Origin of the sequence: Tistrella mobilis KA081020-065, from assembly GCF_000264455.2 — a bacterium.
GTDB lineage: Bacteria > Pseudomonadota > Alphaproteobacteria > Tistrellales > Tistrellaceae > Tistrella > Tistrella mobilis.
The window spans coordinates 3,728,525-3,745,393 of the sequence record NC_017956.1; the positions used below are offsets into that span (position 1 = coordinate 3,728,525).

Annotated in this window: 21 protein-coding genes; 9 read left to right on the forward strand and 12 right to left on the reverse strand. The window is 67.1% G+C overall.

Annotated elements, in window-relative coordinates; translation table 11 throughout:
* Nucleotides 1-17 precede the first annotated feature (17 nt).
* Nucleotides 18-161 carry a lasso RiPP family leader peptide-containing protein gene (locus TMO_RS31275; RefSeq protein WP_014746906.1) on the reverse strand — a complete coding sequence of 48 codons (144 nt, stop codon included), beginning with the start codon at nucleotides 159-161 and terminating at the stop codon, nucleotides 18-20.
* 111 nt (nucleotides 162-272) lie between these two features.
* On the opposite strand from TMO_RS31275, the gene TMO_RS31280 reads away from it, so the two are divergent.
* Nucleotides 273-515 carry a hypothetical protein gene (locus TMO_RS31280; protein WP_145978164.1) on the forward strand — a complete coding sequence of 81 codons (243 nt, stop codon included), beginning with the start codon at nucleotides 273-275 and terminating at the stop codon, nucleotides 513-515.
* Here TMO_RS31280 and TMO_RS29650 read toward each other — a convergent pair.
* The 3 genes from TMO_RS29650 to TMO_RS17095 form a co-directional block, all read right to left on the reverse strand.
* Entirely contained in the window at nucleotides 502-1,167 is a 666-nt protein-coding gene (locus tag TMO_RS29650) for a cytochrome P450 (RefSeq protein ID WP_145978165.1), read from the reverse strand. The genes TMO_RS31280 and TMO_RS29650 overlap by 14 nt on opposite strands.
* 86 nt (nucleotides 1,168-1,253) lie before the next feature.
* Nucleotides 1,254-1,565, reverse strand: coding sequence for a hypothetical protein (locus TMO_RS17090; RefSeq protein ID WP_014746908.1), 312 nt, complete (start codon nucleotides 1,563-1,565; stop codon nucleotides 1,254-1,256).
* Complete coding sequence (locus TMO_RS17095) at nucleotides 1,562-2,251, reverse strand: Tim44/TimA family putative adaptor protein (protein ID WP_041605072.1); 690 nt, start codon at nucleotides 2,249-2,251, stop codon at nucleotides 1,562-1,564. The genes TMO_RS17090 and TMO_RS17095 overlap by 4 nt, the downstream gene beginning before the upstream one ends.
* 201 nt (nucleotides 2,252-2,452) lie before the next feature.
* Here TMO_RS17095 and TMO_RS17100 point away from each other — a divergent pair, with 201 nt between their 5' ends.
* Both TMO_RS17100 and secB read left to right on the forward strand, forming a co-directional pair.
* Nucleotides 2,453-2,977 carry an FxsA family protein gene (locus TMO_RS17100; protein WP_014746910.1) on the forward strand — a complete coding sequence of 175 codons (525 nt, stop codon included), beginning with the start codon at nucleotides 2,453-2,455 and terminating at the stop codon, nucleotides 2,975-2,977.
* Between the two features lie 140 nt (nucleotides 2,978-3,117).
* Nucleotides 3,118-3,600 (forward strand): protein-export chaperone SecB, encoded by a 483-nt coding sequence (gene secB, locus TMO_RS17105; protein ID WP_014746911.1) that lies wholly within the window; start codon nucleotides 3,118-3,120, stop codon nucleotides 3,598-3,600.
* 85 nt (nucleotides 3,601-3,685) lie between these two features.
* Here secB and TMO_RS17110 read toward each other — a convergent pair whose 3' ends face one another.
* Nucleotides 3,686-4,585, reverse strand: coding sequence for a LysR family transcriptional regulator (locus TMO_RS17110; protein WP_041606805.1), 900 nt, complete (start codon nucleotides 4,583-4,585; stop codon nucleotides 3,686-3,688).
* 106 nt (nucleotides 4,586-4,691) lie between these two features.
* Between TMO_RS17110 and TMO_RS17115 the strand changes: the two genes are divergently transcribed.
* Both TMO_RS17115 and blaOXA read left to right on the forward strand, forming a co-directional pair.
* On the forward strand, nucleotides 4,692-5,576 hold the full coding sequence (locus TMO_RS17115; protein WP_014746913.1) for an SDR family oxidoreductase: 885 nt from the start codon (nucleotides 4,692-4,694) through the stop codon (nucleotides 5,574-5,576).
* 86 nt (nucleotides 5,577-5,662) lie between these two features.
* Nucleotides 5,663-6,517, forward strand: a complete 855-nt coding sequence (blaOXA, locus tag TMO_RS17120) for a class D beta-lactamase (protein ID WP_041605074.1) — start codon at nucleotides 5,663-5,665, stop codon at nucleotides 6,515-6,517.
* Nucleotides 6,518-6,521: 4 nt separating this feature from the next.
* On the opposite strand, the gene dnaQ is transcribed toward blaOXA, so the two are convergent.
* The 5 genes from dnaQ to TMO_RS17145 are packed head-to-tail and all read right to left on the reverse strand — an operon-like array spanning nucleotide 6,522 to nucleotide 10,420.
* Entirely contained in the window at nucleotides 6,522-7,208 is a 687-nt protein-coding gene (gene dnaQ / locus TMO_RS17125; RefSeq protein ID WP_014746915.1) for a DNA polymerase III subunit epsilon, read from the reverse strand.
* A 42-nt stretch (nucleotides 7,209-7,250) separates the two neighbouring features.
* Complete coding sequence (gene coaE / locus TMO_RS17130) at nucleotides 7,251-7,919, reverse strand: dephospho-CoA kinase (RefSeq protein WP_014746916.1); 669 nt, start codon at nucleotides 7,917-7,919, stop codon at nucleotides 7,251-7,253.
* Nucleotides 7,913-8,809: a shikimate dehydrogenase gene (locus TMO_RS17135; RefSeq protein ID WP_041606807.1), complete on the reverse strand. Its 897-nt coding sequence runs from the start codon at nucleotides 8,807-8,809 to the stop codon at nucleotides 7,913-7,915. Before TMO_RS17135 ends, coaE begins: the two co-directional genes overlap by 7 nt.
* A gap of 14 nt (nucleotides 8,810-8,823) precedes the next feature.
* Nucleotides 8,824-9,462: a Maf family protein gene (locus tag TMO_RS17140; protein ID WP_014746918.1), complete on the reverse strand. Its 639-nt coding sequence runs from the start codon at nucleotides 9,460-9,462 to the stop codon at nucleotides 8,824-8,826.
* A 4-nt stretch (nucleotides 9,463-9,466) separates the two neighbouring features.
* Nucleotides 9,467-10,420 carry a pyruvate, water dikinase regulatory protein gene (locus tag TMO_RS17145; protein ID WP_014746919.1) on the reverse strand — a complete coding sequence of 318 codons (954 nt, stop codon included), beginning with the start codon at nucleotides 10,418-10,420 and terminating at the stop codon, nucleotides 9,467-9,469.
* A 752-nt stretch (nucleotides 10,421-11,172) separates the two neighbouring features.
* Here TMO_RS17145 and hemE point away from each other — a divergent pair.
* Genes hemE through hemJ form a run of 3 tightly spaced genes read left to right on the forward strand, consistent with a single transcriptional unit; the run spans nucleotide 11,173 to nucleotide 13,812 of the window.
* Nucleotides 11,173-12,225, forward strand: coding sequence for a uroporphyrinogen decarboxylase (gene hemE, locus TMO_RS17150; protein ID WP_014746920.1), 1,053 nt, complete (start codon nucleotides 11,173-11,175; stop codon nucleotides 12,223-12,225).
* Between the two features lie 29 nt (nucleotides 12,226-12,254).
* Nucleotides 12,255-13,325, forward strand: a complete 1,071-nt coding sequence (gene hemH / locus TMO_RS17155) for a ferrochelatase (protein WP_145978166.1) — start codon at nucleotides 12,255-12,257, stop codon at nucleotides 13,323-13,325.
* Between the two features lie 40 nt (nucleotides 13,326-13,365).
* On the forward strand, nucleotides 13,366-13,812 hold the full coding sequence (hemJ, locus tag TMO_RS17160; protein WP_014746922.1) for a protoporphyrinogen oxidase HemJ: 447 nt from the start codon (nucleotides 13,366-13,368) through the stop codon (nucleotides 13,810-13,812).
* A 295-nt stretch (nucleotides 13,813-14,107) separates the two neighbouring features.
* On the opposite strand, the gene TMO_RS31720 is transcribed toward hemJ, so the two are convergent.
* Nucleotides 14,108-14,266 (reverse strand): hypothetical protein, encoded by a 159-nt coding sequence (locus TMO_RS31720; protein WP_187297794.1) that lies wholly within the window; start codon nucleotides 14,264-14,266, stop codon nucleotides 14,108-14,110.
* A 230-nt stretch (nucleotides 14,267-14,496) separates the two neighbouring features.
* Here TMO_RS31720 and rho point away from each other — a divergent pair, with 230 nt between their 5' ends.
* Nucleotides 14,497-15,756: a transcription termination factor Rho gene (rho, locus tag TMO_RS17165; protein WP_014746923.1), complete on the forward strand. Its 1,260-nt coding sequence runs from the start codon at nucleotides 14,497-14,499 to the stop codon at nucleotides 15,754-15,756.
* 119 nt (nucleotides 15,757-15,875) lie between these two features.
* Here the strand turns inward: rho and TMO_RS17170 are convergent, their stop codons facing one another.
* On the reverse strand, nucleotides 15,876-16,850 hold the full coding sequence (locus tag TMO_RS17170; RefSeq protein WP_014746924.1) for a quinone oxidoreductase family protein: 975 nt from the start codon (nucleotides 16,848-16,850) through the stop codon (nucleotides 15,876-15,878).
* Nucleotides 16,851-16,869 lie beyond the last annotated feature (19 nt).

Below are 16,869 nucleotides of genomic sequence, written 5' to 3' on the forward strand. Positions count from 1 at the left end.
GGCTACGATGGAAAATATCAGGAATAGTTATTGTCACTGCCCGGGCCGCTGCCGCCGGAATTCGTCAAGTCACCAACATTACCCACCAGAACGAGTTCCGGTGCCTCATACCGCGCCCGCTCGTCCTGCTCGTCCATCTTCGCCGGCTTGTATTCGATCATATTTTCACTCCAATCAGAGCCTGGATATTTTGCTCGTGAAAAGATACTAAAAAGACTCATGGATAGCAACTGACAGATGGATGATCCCGATGATCACGAGGAGGTGAATACATGGATCAACAATACCGGGCCGCGCTTGGCTTTCTGCGGTTGGCACGAGATCAACCCGAAATCAGAGCGCAAGTCTCATTGATCTCCCAAAAGAACGACGCACTAAAACCTCTGGTCGCTCTGGCCTTCAGCCTTGGTTATGAAACCGATGCCGTAGCCCTTGCCCGTGCCTGGCAGCAGGATTGGACATTGCGCCGCCTGCACAGTCACGCCCGCTCAAAATCTCCGGTCAGTGACAGCTAAGGGTAAGTCGCGCCTGTTCCCGCAGGAGCCGGACAGAGGTCCAGATCGGGGGATGGGTCCGGCGCAGACGGTGCAGATGCGGCAGGATCCGCAGGATCAGTGCCCGGGTCTCCAGCCTGGCCAGGTGCGCGCCCAGGCAGAAGGTGTTGCCATGGCCGAAGGACAGATGCGGATTTGGGGATCGCACGGGATCGAAGACATCCGGATCGGAAAAACGTTCCGGGTCACGATTTGCGTGATCGAACATCAGATGCAGCACTGACCCCGCGGGAATACCGGTCTCTCCGATCACGACATCCGCCGCCGCGACCCGGCCGGTACCGCGCACCGGCCCTTCCAGACGCAGACACTCCTCGACCATCGTGCCGAGAATCGCCGGCTCAGCCGCCAGCCTGGCCGCCACATCCGGACGATCCACCAGAAGGGCCACGACATTCACCAGAAAATCGCGAATGGTCGTGCTGCCCGAATAGACCAGCATGGCAGCCCATCCGACGACCATCCGGCCGTCGTCGTTCCGGCCGGCGGCAATGTCGCGAACGGCCGCAGCAAGCGAACCTTCGGGTGCCGCGAGGACCCTCGGTGCCAGCCACCGGCCCATCGTCTGTTGGGCGAAACGACCGCGCATCCGGTCGGCCTCGGTCGGTGCCATGTCATGGCCGCGTGTGATGGCCGCCAGCAGGGGATGCAGATCCTCGAACCTCTCCCCGGCAATGCCCAATACCCGAAAGATGATGGTCAGCGCCAGGGGTGGGCAAGATCGGCAACGACCTCCAGCTTGCCCCGGGCGGTGGCCCGTTCCAGTACGCCGTCGACAAAGGCGGATGCGACCTCTTCAAGTCCTGCGATCTCGCGGCTGGCGAGATGTTTCGTCAGCAGGCCCGTCAGATCGCTCATCCGCCGTGCACGACGTCCGGCCGCTTCACCGCCCGTCTCTGAGAGCGGCTTGCGCACCACCAGATCGGGGTGTGCCAGTGCCGCCCGTACGTCGGCATACCGGGTAATGATAAAACTGCCTGCTTCGTCATCGAAAACCGGCAGTGCGGTCATTCGCCGCTGCGGGTCGCGGTCAGGATCCAGTTGGGATCGCTCGACCGGGTATCGCGCTCGAAGGTCCAGAGGTCGATCAGGTCGATCTCCTCGGCGCCGCCGGCGACCACGCGCCCCTCGGCGTCCAGCGTCTGGTTGATCTGGGTGGTGGAGAAGCGCACCGTCACCTGCGCCATGCTGCCGACCAGCCGGGCCTCGGCGATGCGCGGCTCGCGCACCGACACGATGCGGGTGCTGTGGGTCTCGCCCGCCTGCTCACGCGCTTCGATCGCCTGATTGAAGCCGGCCAGCACCTGCGGCGACAGCAGCATGGCCAGCGTCTGGCGATCGCCCCGGGCGAAGGCGTCGAGGATCATCTCGAAAGCCTGCTGGGCGCCCTCCAGGAACCCCTTGGGATCGAAGTTGCGATCGGCGCGGCGGATATATTCCACCCCTTCCAGCGCCGGCTGGTCGATCAGCGACATCACCTTCTCGGACATCGGGAAGGGCAGCACCCGGGCGGGCCCCGGCTGCTGGGCGCCGGCCTCGGCGGCCTTGGGGTCGCCGCTGCGGGGGGAGAGCGGGTTGCGCGTCTCTTCCGGCGGCCGTTCGTGGCCGGTGCGTGTGCCCAGAACGCCACGCAGGCGCAGCGCCACGAACACGGCGACGAGGGCGAAGAAGAGGATGTCGAGATATTCCATGGACATCAGGACCTGGCCGTCGGAGACGTCCGCACGAAGGATTTCGGCGGCGGAACACGATCGGTCGGCCGCGTCCGGCCGGCATTCGCACCCGCGGATCCCGGCACCCGATGGCATGGGTGCGGAAATGGGGTCGCACGAACGCGACGAGGGTTGGACGGCGCCGCCTCCACCCTTACATAAGGGTCGGTTCAGGAAAGGGCAAGCATGGTCGCCGCAGTCTCTCTGCTTCTCGCAATCCTCTTCGTGCCGCTGATCGAGGTCTTCCTGTTCATCCAGGTGGGCAGCGAGATCGGCGCCCTGCCGACGGTGGCGCTCTGCGTGCTGACCGCGGTGGCGGGTGCCGCCATGCTGCGCCATCAGGGTCTGAAGGCCCTGACCGAGGCCCGGGCCCGGCTCAACCGCAACGAGGCGCCGGTCGATCAGGTTTTCGACGGCCTGTTCCTGGGGCTGGCGGCCGTGCTGCTGATGGTGCCCGGCTTCTTCACCGATGCGATCGGCGCCCTGCTGCTGGTGCCGGCCTTTCGCCGGCTGATGCAGCGCCAGATCCTGGCCCGCACCCGGTTCGTGATGACCGGCCGTCCGGGGCCTGGCCAGCCGGGCAGCCAGTGGCGCAGCCGTGACGGCAGCGTGATCATCGAGGGCGAGTACTCCGCGCCCGCAGATCGTCCCGGCCCGGCGGATGGTCGCCGCAGGCCAGAAGACGACGAGCCGCCGCTGATCGGACGCTGACGGAGAGGACGGCGATCGACCACCAGTCACCGTCCCCGGCGCTGCACTTGCACCGCGCGGGCGCACATGTTACGCCCGACATGGCCGGCGATCCGGTCGGCCCCAGATCAACACCTGCGTCACCCGGAGACCAGCACCCCATGGCCGACACCCAGACGCCCGAGGGCAACGGCGCAGCCGGCGCCGAGGCTTCGCCGCGCTTCCGCCTCGCCATCCAGTACATCAAGGACCTGTCGTTCGAGAACCCGAACGCGCCGCGCTCCCTGATCGCCTCGGCCCAGACCCGGCCGAACATCCAGGTTTCGGTGAATGTCGGCGCCCAGCCGCTCGGCGACGACAATTACGAGGTCGAGCTGAAGCTGTCCGCCTCGGCGAAGCACGAGGAAAACACCACCTTCCTCTGCGAGCTGTCCTATGGCGGCGTGTTCATGCTCGAGAACTTCCCGCAGGAGCAGATCCAGCCCTTCCTGCTGATCGAAGGTCCGCGCCAGCTCTTCCCCTTCGCGCGCCGCATCATCGCCGATGCCACCCGCGACGGCGGCTTCCCGCCGCTGATGCTGGACCCGATCGATTTCGTGCAGCTGTTCCAGGCCGAGCAGCAGCGCCGCGCCCAGCCGCAGTGAAACGCGTGAGCGCCGGCACCGCCGGCCGCTCCGCCGCTACCTGCATGAAACGCCGCCGCCCTGATCAGGGGCGGCGGCGTTTCGTTTAAGGCCGATCGGCCAGAAACGCCGCCAGTTCTTCCGGCGCGCCGGTCGGGAAGGCCTCTCGCAGAAAATCGAGAAAGGCCGAGACGCGGGCGTTCAGCAGCCGGCGGGTCGGATAGAGCGTCCACAGCACGATCTCCGGCCCATCGACATCGCCAAGCCATCGCAGACGGCCCGATGCCAGATCACGGCTGACCAGCGAGATCGGGAGGCATGCGATGCCCGCACCCGCCAGCACCGCATCGCGCACCATGATCATCGACGACAGGCTGAGCACCGGCGCCGCCCGAATCTGTGATCTGCCGGCCGGCGTCGTCACCGGCCAGGCTGCCGGCGGCTCGATCGGGCCGCGCACGACTGCGGGGCAGGGCGTGCCGTCGTCGGGCAGCGGCAGCGCGGTGCTCGCCACCACCACCAGCCGGTCGCGCAGAAACGGCCGCCCCACCAGGTTGTCATCTGTCGCCGGATTGACCCGGATGACCAGATCATAGCCTTCCTCGACCATGTCGACGGCCCGGTCTTCGGTGGTGACCTCCAGCCGCACCTCGGGGTGGCGCCGGGAAAACCGCGCGGCCAGCCGGCCCATGGCGGTCTGCGCAAACAGCAGCGGCGCGCTGATCCGCAGGCGCCCGCGGGGGCTGTGGCCTCCCGATGCGATCGCCTGGGCGGTCTCGTTCAGCTCGGTCAGCAGCCGAGCGGTCCGCTCGTACAGCGCACGCCCGTCTTCGGTCAGCCGCAGGCTGCGGCCCCCGCGCTCGAACAGTCGCAGATCGAGCGCCGCCTCCAGCTCGGCCACCCGCCGCGACAACGTGGCCTTGGGCCGGCCGGCGGCACGAGAGGCGCGCCCGAAGCCGCCATGGCGGGCCACCAGGTTGAAGTCGGCGAGGGCAAGCAGATCCATGTGTTCCACCATTGAGACGATATGTCCAGATTGCGCGGCTATCGGCATGATCCCGGATCATCGATGAATAGGGCGTCCGATGGCAAACCGAACCAGGGAGTTCCCGATGACCATTCTCGTGACAGGCGCGACCGGCCGTATCGGCCGCCATCTCGTCGACCAGCTCGTCCGGCGCGATGCGGATCTGCGCGTGCTGACCCGTGATCCCGCAAAGGCCGCTTTCCCCGCCGGTGTCGACGTCGCACAGGGCGATCTGCTCGACATCGACGCCATGCGCAGCGCCTTCTCGGGCGTGCGTACGCTCTTTCTTCTCAACGCGGTCACCGGAGACGAGTTCACCCAGGCCCTCATCACCCTGAACCTGGCACGCGAGGCCGGGGTCGAGCGGGTCGTCTACCTGTCGGTCTTCGACGCCGACCGCGCCGTCAACGTGCCGCATTTCGCGGTCAAATACGGCGCCGAGCGGATGCTCGCCCAGATGGGCTTCGGCGCCACGATCTTGCGCCCGACCTATTTCATCGACAACGAGGTGATGATCCGGGACGTCATCCTGGACCACGGCGTATATCCGATGCCGATCGGCAGCAGGGGGGTCGCCATGGTCGACACCCGCGACATCGCCGAGCTGGCCGCGATCGAACTGATGCGCCGCGACCGGGCGCCGGACGGGCTGCCGATCGAGACGATCAACGTCACCGGCCCCGACACGCTGACCGGGCCGCAACTGGCAGAGATCTGGGCCGGTCTCCTCGGCCGCCCCATCGTCTATGGCGGCGACGATCCCAGCGGTTTCGAGCAGACCATGGCGGGCTTCCTGCCGAAATGGACGGCGTACGAAATGCGCCTGATGGCCGAACGCTATGTCAGCGACGGCATGATCCCCGAACCCGGCGACGTCGCGCGCCTGACCGCCATGCTCGGCCGTCCGCTCCACAGCTATCGCGATTTCGCGGCGGGCCTGGTTCCCAAGCCCCCGGCCGCGTTGGCCTGAGCGCGACGCTCTTCCTTCCCGGCGCCTTGACGAACCGCTCCGACGCCCCCTCTTTCATGGAGGCTGCGCTTCAGAAAGGCACCGGAATGTCCTGCCCTCTCCGCCGCATCGTCCTGGCCCTGGCCCTTCTGCTGCCTGTCCAGGCAGAGGCGGCGCCCGTCACGCTCTGCACCCTCGTCACTGATGCCGCCGACGGCCGTGTGCTGCTACGCGAGGGGAAGGCCTGCGCAGTATCGGTCACCCCAGCTTCGACCTTTAAGATCGCGCTCGCCCTGATGGGCTTCGAAACCGGCATCCTCACCGACGCCCACCACCCGGTCCTGTCCTGGCACAAGGGCTATCCGGCCTGGCGGGCATCCTGGCGGCAGGACACGGATCCCAGACGCTGGATGACGGACTCGGTGGTCTGGTACTCGCAGGTCATCACCACCCGGCTGGGGGCGGAGCGTTTTGCCGGACTGACCCGCGATTTCGGTTACGGCAATGCCGATGTCTCGGGCGACGCCGGGGCGGATAACGGCCTCACCCGGTCCTGGATCGGCTCGTCGCTTCGCATCTCGCCCGAAGGGCAGATCGATTTCCTGACCCGCTTGACCGCGGGCCGGCTGCCGGTCTCGGCGCGGACGGTGGCGCTGACCCGAGAGATCCTGGAGCAGTCACCACAACCGAAGGGCTGGCGCGTCTGGGGCAAGACCGGTGCCGCAAAGCGCCCGGTTGCGGACGGCCCGAGCGCGGACGGATCGGGAGCGGACGGATCGCGCGGGGCATATGGCTGGTTTGTCGGCTGGGCGGAACAGAGCACGGGCAACACCGCACGACGGGTGATCTTCACCCGGTTGATCCTGGACACGCGCAGCTTTCCGTCGGGGGATCCCCCGGGCCCGCATGCCCGCGACACTCTGTTCGCCGATCTTTTCAGCACCGATGGGCTGCTGCGCTGACGCCTCAATCCTCCGCCAGCCAGATCGCCGCCTTGACCTCCTTCAGGATGAAGGCCTGATGGGCCTCCAGCTCGGCCGGGGTGGGGGTGTGGACCCGGGGCGGCCGGGCGACCGTGCGGCGGCGGCCGTCGGTCTCGCCCGGCCCGCCCCGACGGTCGGCGGCCAGGTCGAAACCGCGCTGGCGGTCGCCCAGAAGGTGCAGATAGACCTCGGCCAGCAGCTGGGCGTCGAGCAGCGCGCCGTGCAGCAGGCGGTTGCTGTTGTCGACCCCGAACCGGCGGCAAAGCGCGTCCAGGCTGGCCGGCGCGCCCGGAAAGCGGATGCGGGCCATCTGCACGGTGTCGATCGACCGCGACATCGGGATGGGCTGGCGCCCCAGCCTGGTCAGCTCGGCATTGATGAAGCGCATGTCGAAGGCGGCGTTATGCGCCACCAGCGGCGCATCGCCCACGAAGTCCAGAAAGCGGTCGGCGACCTCGGCGAAGACCGGCTCGGTCTTCAGGCGCTCGGCCGTCAGCCCGTGCACCGCCACCGCCGCCTCGGGCACGTCGCGCTCGGGGTTGATATAGACATGGAATTCGGCACCGGTGCGCGCCTGATCCAGGATCTCGACGCAGCCGATTTCGACCAGCCGGTCGCCGGTGGCGGGGTCGAAGCCGGTGGTTTCGGTGTCGAAGGCGATCTCACGCACGCTTCTCGTCTCCTCGTTCGGCAGACGCGGATAAAGACGATCTCAGCCGCCAGGGCGCCGGCGCGGCCCCGTGGGCCGCCGGATCCGTGGCCGGTGCCAGTGGTGCTTCCACATCCGGTGGCGATGACGGCCGAACCCGTCCAGCGCCAGTTTCAGCGACCGGAAGGCATGGCCATGGCCCAGCCCGGTCTGGATCACAGCGTCGGCGCCGCGACGCTTTTCGGCATCCGGCACCTGTTTCGACAGAATGTCGCGAAACTTGGCCCGCGTCATCCCCGGACGGGCCAGCACCCGGCGGGCCTGCACCCAGTTGGGTGCGCTCACCACCAGCACGGCATCGACATGGGCATCGCCGCCGCCTTCGAACAGCAGCGGGATGTCCAGCACCACCATCGGTGCGCGCCGGCGGGCATGGGTTGCGATGAAGCGGCGCTGTTCGTCGCGCACCAGCGGATGGATGATCCGCTCCAGCGCGCGCAGCTCCGCCTTGCGGCCGAAGACCCGGGCGCCCAGCGCCACCCGGTCGATGCGCCCGTCCTTCAGCGCCTCGGGGAAGCGCTCGATCACCGGCCGGAAGGCGCGGCCGCCGGGGGCGAGCAGGGCATGGACGGTCGCATCGGCGTCGAAGACCGGCACGCGCAGCCGCCGGAACATCTTAGAGGTCGTCGACTTGCCCATGCCGATGGAACCGGTCAGGCCGATGATCAGCATGGGGCCTCCGCTCCGATCAGATCGGCGGCGACATGCCGGCGCAGCGCTGCATCGACCACGGGCCGCACCCCGAACCAGCGCTCGAAGCCCGGCACCGCCTGGTGCAGCAGCATGCCCAGCCCGTCGACCGCGACCAGCCCGCGGGCACGCGCAGCCTTCAGGACCGGCGTTTCCAGCGGATCGTAGACGATATCCGACACCACCAGCCGGTCATCCGCCCGCGCGAGATCGATCTCGAGCGGCGGCTGGCCGTGCAGCCCCAGGCTGGTGGTGTTGACCAGCGTGCCGCACCCGGCAAGCAGATCCGATCTCGCCGCCCAATCCACCGCCTCCAGCACCGTCGCCGGGCAATGTGGCGCCAGATCGCGGATCAGGGCCGCGGCCCTTTCGGCCGTGCGGTTGGCGATCAGGATCCGGCCGGCGCCGGCCTCGGCGAGCGCATAGACCACGGCGCGCGCGGCCCCCCCCGCCCCCAGCACCAGGGCCGGTGCCGCCGCATCGCGTGCCGGCGCCCCGGCCGCCAGTGCGGCACCGAACCCCCAGGCGTCGGTATTGGTGCCGATGATCCGGTGGTCCTCGCCGAAGACCAGGGTATTGACCGCGCCGATCGCACGGGCCACCGGTTCGACCTCGTCGCAGAGCGGCAGCACCAGTTCCTTGTGCGGCAGGGTCAGATTGACGCCGCGAAAGCCCATGCGGGGCAGGGCCGGCAGGGTCTCGGCCAGATCCCCGGGCCGGATCGCCAGCGGCAGATAGGCGCCGTCGATCCGGTGGCGTGCCAGCCAGAAGCCGTGCAGGCGCGGCGACCGCGAATGGGTGACGGGGTATCCGATCACGCCGGCCAGCCGTGCGGCGCCGCTGATCCAGACGGGATGCAGGGGTTCGGTCATCGTGCGCCCGTCCATCAGCTCGGGATCACGCCGCGCAGGCGCAGGAAGTCCAGCAGCTCGATCAGCGGCAGGCCCAGTATGGTGAAATAGTCGCCCTCGACCTTCGAGAACAGCTGCGCGCCCAACCCCTCCAGCTGATAGGCGCCGACCGAGCCCAGCACCGCCTCTCCGGCACGGTCCAGATACCGGTCGATAAAGGCGGGCGACAGCGGGCGCATGGTCAGCCGGGCGCGGCCGATTGCATGCCAGACCCGGGCGCCGTCGATGGTGACTACCGCGGCCGAGATCAGCTCGTGACGCCGACCCGACAGGGCCTCCAGCGTCGCGCGGGCCTCGTCGCGATCGGCAGGCTTGTCGAACCAGCGGCCGTCGGCGACCAGCATCTGGTCGCAGCCCAGCACCGGCACCCGGCCGGCGCGGCCCGAGATCCGGCGGGCCTTCATCTCGGCCAGCATCACCGCCACATCCTCGGCCGGCGCACCCTCGGCGGCCATCGCCTCCTTCACCGCCGTCTCGTCGATGCGGGCGGGGAGGGCCAGGAAATCGAGCCCGGCGCCCTTCAGCAACTGCGCGCGGGCGGCACTCTGGGAGGCCAGAATCAGCCGTGGTTCCGCTGCCGTATCGGCGTCGTCACGGATCGAAACAGGGGTCATCGGATCAACTCTCCCCCAGATGGCGCAGATACATCTGATAGATCGCGGCCGCGGTTTCCTCGATCGACCGGCGGGTCACGTCGATCACCGGCCAGCCCTTGCGCTCGAACAGCCGGCGGGCGGCGATCACCTCGGTGCGCACCGCATCGATGTCGATATATTCCCCGTCATCGGGCTGGTTCAGGCTCAGCAGCCGGTTGCGGCGGATCTGCACCAGCCGTTCGGGGCTGGTGGTCAGCCCCACGATGAACGGCCGGGTGGCGCTTTCCACCTCGTCCGGCAGGGGCTGGCCGGGTACCAGCGGCACATTGGCGGCCTTCACCCCACGATTGGCCAGATAGATCGCGGTCGGCGTCTTGGAGCTGCGCGACACGCCGACAAGGATCACATCGGCATCGTCGATATCCCAGAGCGACTGGCCGTCATCATGGATCAGCGCGAAATGCATCGCATCGATCCGGGCGAAATATTCCTGATCGAGCATATGCCGCCGCCCGGGCCGGCGGGAGACCGACACCCCCAGATAGCCGCTGACGATGTCGGTGATCTGGTCCAGCACCGGCACGCAGGGGACCTTCAGCCGTCGGCAGGCCTCTTCCAGCCGCTCGCGCAATTCGCTGAGCGCCAGCGTATACATGACCAGGCCCGGATGGGCCTCGATCGACTGGATCACCTTTTCCAGCTGCGCCGGAGAGCGGACCAGCGACCAGACATGCTCGCGCGCATCCACCCCGTCGAACTGGGCCAGCACGGCACGGGCGACCGTGTTCACGGTCTCGCCGCTTGAATCCGACACCAGATGCAGATCGAACAAAACCTGTTCGCGATGCAGATCTGCACCATGCCCGCCGCCGCGCAATGCCGGCGCGGCACCCGCTGCCCCGTCGGCAGAGGGGGTAAGCGCGGGGGCTGCGGGGGTGGGGAGCGGCGGCGCCGCGGTCGGCTCGTTTTCGGCCATCCGGATCTCCAGCAAGCGTCGTCGGGGGCGATGTTCGTGCCCTGTTCATGTCCCGTTCACGGCTGTGGATAACCCGGAATCACGGGGGCCGAACGGGGTCTGGCGTCGGGCGCTCATATTGCGTCACCGCTCTTCATCTGTCATCCGCCGAGCCGTCTCCATGTGGGCAGCCCCTCAGGCATGGGGACGGCAGAGCGAGGACGGCCGCCGGGGACGGCAGAGTTTTCCACGTTATCCACGACATTATCCCCCGAGACTCCGCGCGCGACTCCGGAGTTATCCACCCGGGCCTCCGGAGGGTGCCGCCGGATCGTCCACATGGGGGCTTTTCTGTGGATGGTTTGTGAATGGGTGGGGATCCCCGATATCCACAGCTACCCTCTATCCTCTACAACCTTTCCATCCCGAATCCCTTCCTTTCTGCAGATGGGGCCTTGTCCACAGGGCGAGAGAACTGCAGTCTGGGGCCGGAACATGCGGTTCGCATGGTTCGAACGAAAGCCGGAGCGCAACGGGGTTGCGCAGCCGAACGGCTGGCTTTTGCCATCATCAGGTGTTGCCGTTTCGGCAACGCCATGCCGATCCGGCAACGGCAGAGACGTTCGGTCGCAGCCGAAAACGAAAATCGCCCACGGACTCCGCTGGAATCAAGCCTCCCGAACGGGCATGATCCGCGCGACCGGCGGCAGGGCTGGCCGACCGTCCTTTGCCGACGCGGCCGTCTGCCTGCCAGAGATCCGAGGACCGCATCGATGACCGAGACCACCAAGCCGCTGCTCGCCGCCCTCAAAGGCGGGCATCCGGATCGGACCCCGATCTGGCTGATGCGTCAGGCCGGCCGCTACCTGCCGGAATATCGCGAGCTTCGGGCGCGCTCGAAGGGGTTCCTCGATCTCTGCTACAGCCCGGATCTTGCGACCGAAGTGACCCTTCAGCCGCTGCGCCGCTTCGATCTGGATGCGGCGATCCTGTTTTCGGACATCCTGGTCGTGCCCCACGGGCTGGGTCAGACGGTCTGGTTCGCCGAAGGCGAGGGGCCGCGGCTCGATCCGATCCGTGATGCCGCGGGCCTGGCCGCGCTCGATCCCGAACGGGTCACCTCTTTCCTGGCGCCGGTCTACGAAACCGCCGCACGAGTGAAGGCGGCGCTGCCCGAGGGCCGGGCGCTGATCGGTTTTGCCGGCGCCCCCTGGACCATCGCGACCTATATGGTCGAAGGCGGCTCCAGCAAGGATTTCCTCAACACCAAGCGCTGGGCCTATGGTGACCCGGACGGCTTCCAGGTGCTGATCGATCTGATCGTCGATGCGACCGTCCGTCATCTGGAGGCCCAGATCGCCGCCGGTGCCGAGGCGGTGCAGATTTTCGACAGCTGGGCCGGGGCGCTGGACGAAGACGGATTCGATCGCTGGACGGTCACGCCCATCCGCAGCATCGCCAGCCGGATCCGTGCCGCGCATCCGGATCTGCCGATCATCGGCTTTCCGAACCGGGCCGGCACGCTATATGAGCATTTCGTCCGGAATGCCGGTGTCGATGCGGTCAGCGTCGATCCGACCTGGAGCGTGGAGGCGATCGCCACCCGTCTCCGGCCGCATGTCGCGGTTCAGGGCAATCTCGATCCCGGCCGTCTGGTCGCGGGCGGGCCGGATCTCACCCGCAGGGTGCGGAAGATATGTGACCGGCTGGCTCCGATGGGCGGTTTCGTCTTCAATCTCGGCCATGGCGTCCTGCCGCCGACCGATCCCGGCCATGTCGCCCAGGTGATCGCAGCAGTGCGCGAGGCTGATGCCGCGAGAGTCTGATACAGGTTATGATTAAGGAACGTGACAATATGGAAACGGGACGAATCGCTGTCCTGTTGTTCAATCTCGGCGGGCCTGACGGGCCGGATGCCGTTCAGCCGTTCCTGTTCAACCTGTTCTTCGACCCGGCGATCATCTCGCTGCCCCTGCCGCTACGCTGGGCGATCGCGAAACTGATCAGCACCCGCCGTGCGCCCTTTGCGCGGGAAAATTATGCCCTGATGGGCGGCGGCTCGCCGCTTCTGCCGGAGACCCTGAGCCAGGCCCGGGCCCTGGAAGCCGAGCTTGAGGGTCGCGGGCTGACCGTTCGGGCCTGGCCGGTGATGCGCTACTGGCATCCCTTTGCGCCCGAGGTGGTGGCCGAGGTGAAGGCCTGGGCGCCCGATCGGATCATCGCCCTGCCGCTCTATCCGCAGTTTTCCACCTCGACCAGCGCCTCGTCGCTCAAGGACTGGCATCGCGCCGCCCGGAAGGCCGGGCTCAGGGTACCGACCTCAACCGTCTGCTGCTGGCCGGTCGAGCCCGGCCTGGTCGAGGCGCATGCGAGCCTGATCGTGGAGCGCTGGCATCAGGCCGAGGCCGAGGCACCGGGCCGGCCCATGCGCATCCTGCTTTCGGCCCATGGTCTGCCGAAGAAGATCATCGAGCGGGGCGACCCCTATCAGTGGCAGGTGGAACAGAGCTGTGCCGCGGTGATGGACCGGGTGGCGGCGATGCTCGGCCGGCCGCTCGACACCATCGACTGGCAGGTCTGCTATCAAAGCCGGGTGGGGCCGCTGGAATGGATCGGCCCCTCGACCGATGCCGAGGTTGAACGGGCAGGGCGGGACGGTTGCGGCCTGATCCTGGTGCCGATCGCCTTCGTCTCGGAACATGTCGAGACCCTGGTCGAGCTCGACGTCGAATACCGCCACCTCGCCGAAAAATCCGGCGTCGCGCCCTATCTGCGGGCGCCCACACCCACCACCCATCCGGCCTTCATCCGCGGGCTGGGCGATCTGGTGATGCAGGCGGCGGGGCGCGAGGGGGTGGCGCCCGATCGGGCAGGGCCGTCCTGTCCCGCAAAATTCGGCTGCTGCGCCTGTCGCGCCAATACCTGACGCGACCGCAACCAGCCATCCGAGACGAGGCACCCATCCCATGATCGACGCATTCGCCGGCGCCTATCCCTGGTTCAAGGCCCTGCATGTGATCTCGGTGATCGCCTGGATGGCCGGCATGTTCTATCTGCCGCGGCTGTTCGTCTATCACGCCGATGCCGCCCCGGGGTCCGAACTGTCCGAGCGCTTCAAGGTGATGGAGCGCCGGCTGCTGAAGGCGATCATCAATCCGGCGATGATCGCCACCTGGCTGTTCGGCATTCTGATCCTGACCACCGGGGCGGTCTCTCTGTCGGAAGGCTGGCTGCATGCCAAGATCGCCCTGGTGCTGATCATGTCGGGCATGCATGGCGCCTTCAGCGCCTGGCGCCGCGCCTTTGCGGAGGATCGCAACCGCCATTCGGCGCGCTTCTATCGCTGGATGAACGAGGTGCCGACGGTGCTGATGATCGGCATCGTGATCCTGGTGATCGTGAAGCCCTTCTGATCCGACCAGAGGGGCCTGGTGGGTCCCCATGGCGGGGCAGAGAGCGTGACAATTGCGCGATTCGGCCGGAAATCGACCAAGGTCGTATCGATTTCCGGCGTATCGGGTTTGACAGCGGCCATGTGACGCGCTAACTGATTAGGCATCGGCACGGTTGACGTGCCGGTGAAGCCGGTATCGTGACGTTCGTCCCATGCCTGCGGCATGCCGGGACGGAACGGACAGACGGACGTCGCCGGGCGACATGCTTCACCCGTCACCACCCGAGCCGCCGCATTGGCCGGGCGGTGGGCATTCAGGGATCGCAGTTGCGGGTACCGGTCCGGATCGCCAGGCTCTTTGCGCCGACGCGGTCTTTCAGTCCTCTCCTCGTCGATCGAACCCCTTCAGGACCACATCCGTTTCCGGAACCGAACCGGGCCGTTACCGGTTCGTGATCGACGTCGATGATCATCGACGTCTCCGCTCACATGGTTTGTGTCCGGCCGGCGCCCTGCCGGCCCGTTCTGGATGACCGGACTGTCCGGGTGGTTCGGCCCGACCATTCGACACACACGCACGCAGCCTGTCTGCCGGGCTTGCGTAAAACAGGTTGAGCCAGGCGTCGCCCCGGCTTCGTCGTTGAACGGGATCCCGCCATTCCGGCGTCCCCCGTCCGTCGACCCCCGATCGGAAATCCATCGCATGAACCTTCAGGAACTGAAGACGAAAACCCCGGCGGAGCTGCTCCAGTACGCCGAGACCCTGGGCGTCGAGAACGCCGGCACGCTGCGGAAACAGGATCTGCTGTTCGCGATCCTGAAGCAGTCTGCCGAACAGAACGTCGCCATCCATGGCGGCGGCGTGCTCGAAGTGCTCCAGGACGGTTTCGGCTTCCTGCGGGCGCCCGAGAGCAACTATCTGGCGGGGCCGGACGACATCTATGTCAGCCCCCAGCAGATCCGCCGTTTCGGCCTGAAGACCGGTGATACCGTCGATGGCCAGATCCGGGCCCCCAAAGAGGGCGAGCGCTATTTCGCGCTGCTCAAGATCAACAGCATCAATTTCGACGCGCCGGACAATGCCCGGCACAAGATCAATTTCGATGATCTGACGCCGCTTTATCCCAACAAGCGGCTGAACCTGGAACTCTCGGACCCGTCGAAGAAGACCACCACCGCCAGCCGGGTGATCGACCTGGTGGCGCCCTTCGGCAAGGGCCAGCGCGCGCTGATCGTGGCGCCGCCGCGCACCGGCAAGACGGTGCTGCTTCAGAACATCGCCCATGCGATCGCCACCAACCACCCCGAGTGCTATCTGATCGTTCTGCTGATCGACGAGCGCCCGGAAGAAGTCACCGACATGATCCGTTCGGTGAAGGGGGAGGTGATCAGCTCCACCTTCGACGAGCCGGCCTCGCGTCATGTCCAGGTCGCCGAGATGGTGATCGAAAAGGCCAAGCGGCTGGTGGAGCACAAGCGCGACGTCGTGATCCTGCTCGACTCGGTCACCCGCCTGGCGCGCGCCTACAACACCGTGGTGCCGTCCTCCGGCAAGGTGCTGACCGGCGGTGTCGATGCCAATGCCCTGCAGCGCCCGAAGCGTTTCTTCGGTGCTGCCCGCAACATCGAAGAGGGCGGCTCGCTGACCATCATCGCCACCGCGCTGATCGACACCGGCTCGCGCATGGACGAAGTCATCTTCGAAGAGTTCAAGGGCACCGGCAATTCCGAGCTGATCCTGGACCGCAAGCTGGCCGACAAGCGCACCTTCCCGGCGATCGATATCGGCAAGTCCGGTACCCGCAAGGAAGAGCTGCTGGTCGATCGCGGCACGCTCTCCAAGATGTGGGTGCTGCGCCGCGTGCTGATGCCCATGGGCACGATCGACGCCATGGACTTCCTGCTCGACAAGCTCAAGCACACCAAGAGCAATGCGGACTTCTTCGATTCCATGAACAGCTGACCGCTGCTGTTCCACGTGGAACGCATATGAGAAAGGCCGCCGTCCCATCCCTGGGGCGGCGGCCTTTTCCATACGGCGTTCCACGTGGAACCGTGCGGTCGCCTGGATTCGTCGAGCGCTCAAGGCAGCAGCACGGTTGCACCGGTGGTGGCGCGGGCTTCCAGATCGCGATGGGCCTGGGCAGCCTCCGCCAGCGGGTAGGTGCGGGCGGCACCGACCTTCACCTTGCCCGAGCCGACCACATCGAACAGATCTTTCGCCGTGGCGCGCAGCTCTTCCTTGGTCGAGGTGTAGTGGAAGAGGGAGGGGCGGGTGACATAAAGGCCGCCACGCTGGTTCAGCACCACCAGATCCACCGGGCCGACCGGGCCCGAGGACTGGCCGAAGCTCACCATATAGCCGCGCGGCTGCAGGCAGTCGAGCGAGGCCATGAAGGTGTCCTTGCCGACCGAGTCATAGACCACCGGCACGCCCTTGCCGCCGGTCAGCTCCTTCACCCGCGCCACCAGGTCTTCCTCGCGATAGAGGATCGGGTGGTCGCAGCCATGGGCGCGGGCCAGTTCGGCCTTTTCGGGCGAACCGACGGTGCCGATGACGGTGGCGCCCAGCGCCTTGGCCCACTGGCAGGCGATCAGGCCGACGCCGCCGGCGGCGGCGTGGATCAGGATCGTCTGGCCGGCCTGGACCGGGAAGGTGCGGCGCAGCAGATACTGCGCGGTCATGCCCTTCAGCATCATCGAGGCGGTGGTCTGGTCGTCGATGGCATCGGGCACCGGCACCATCCGGTCGGCCGGCATCAGCCGCTCTTCCGAATAGCTGCCCATCGGGCCGCTGGCATAGGCGACCCGGTCGCCGGGCTTCAGGTCGTCGACGCCGTCGCCCACCGCGACCACCACGCCGGCGCCTTCCATGCCCAGGATCGCGGGCAGGGGGGCGGGGTAGAGACCGGTGCGGAAATAGACGTCGATGAAGTTCAGGCCGATTGCCGTGTGACGGATGCGGATCTGGCCGGGCCCGGGCTCACCGACCTCGACCTCGACAAACGCCATCACCTCGGGGCCGCCGGTCCGTTCGATCCGGATCGCCTTCACCATCGGGTGTCTCCTCCATATG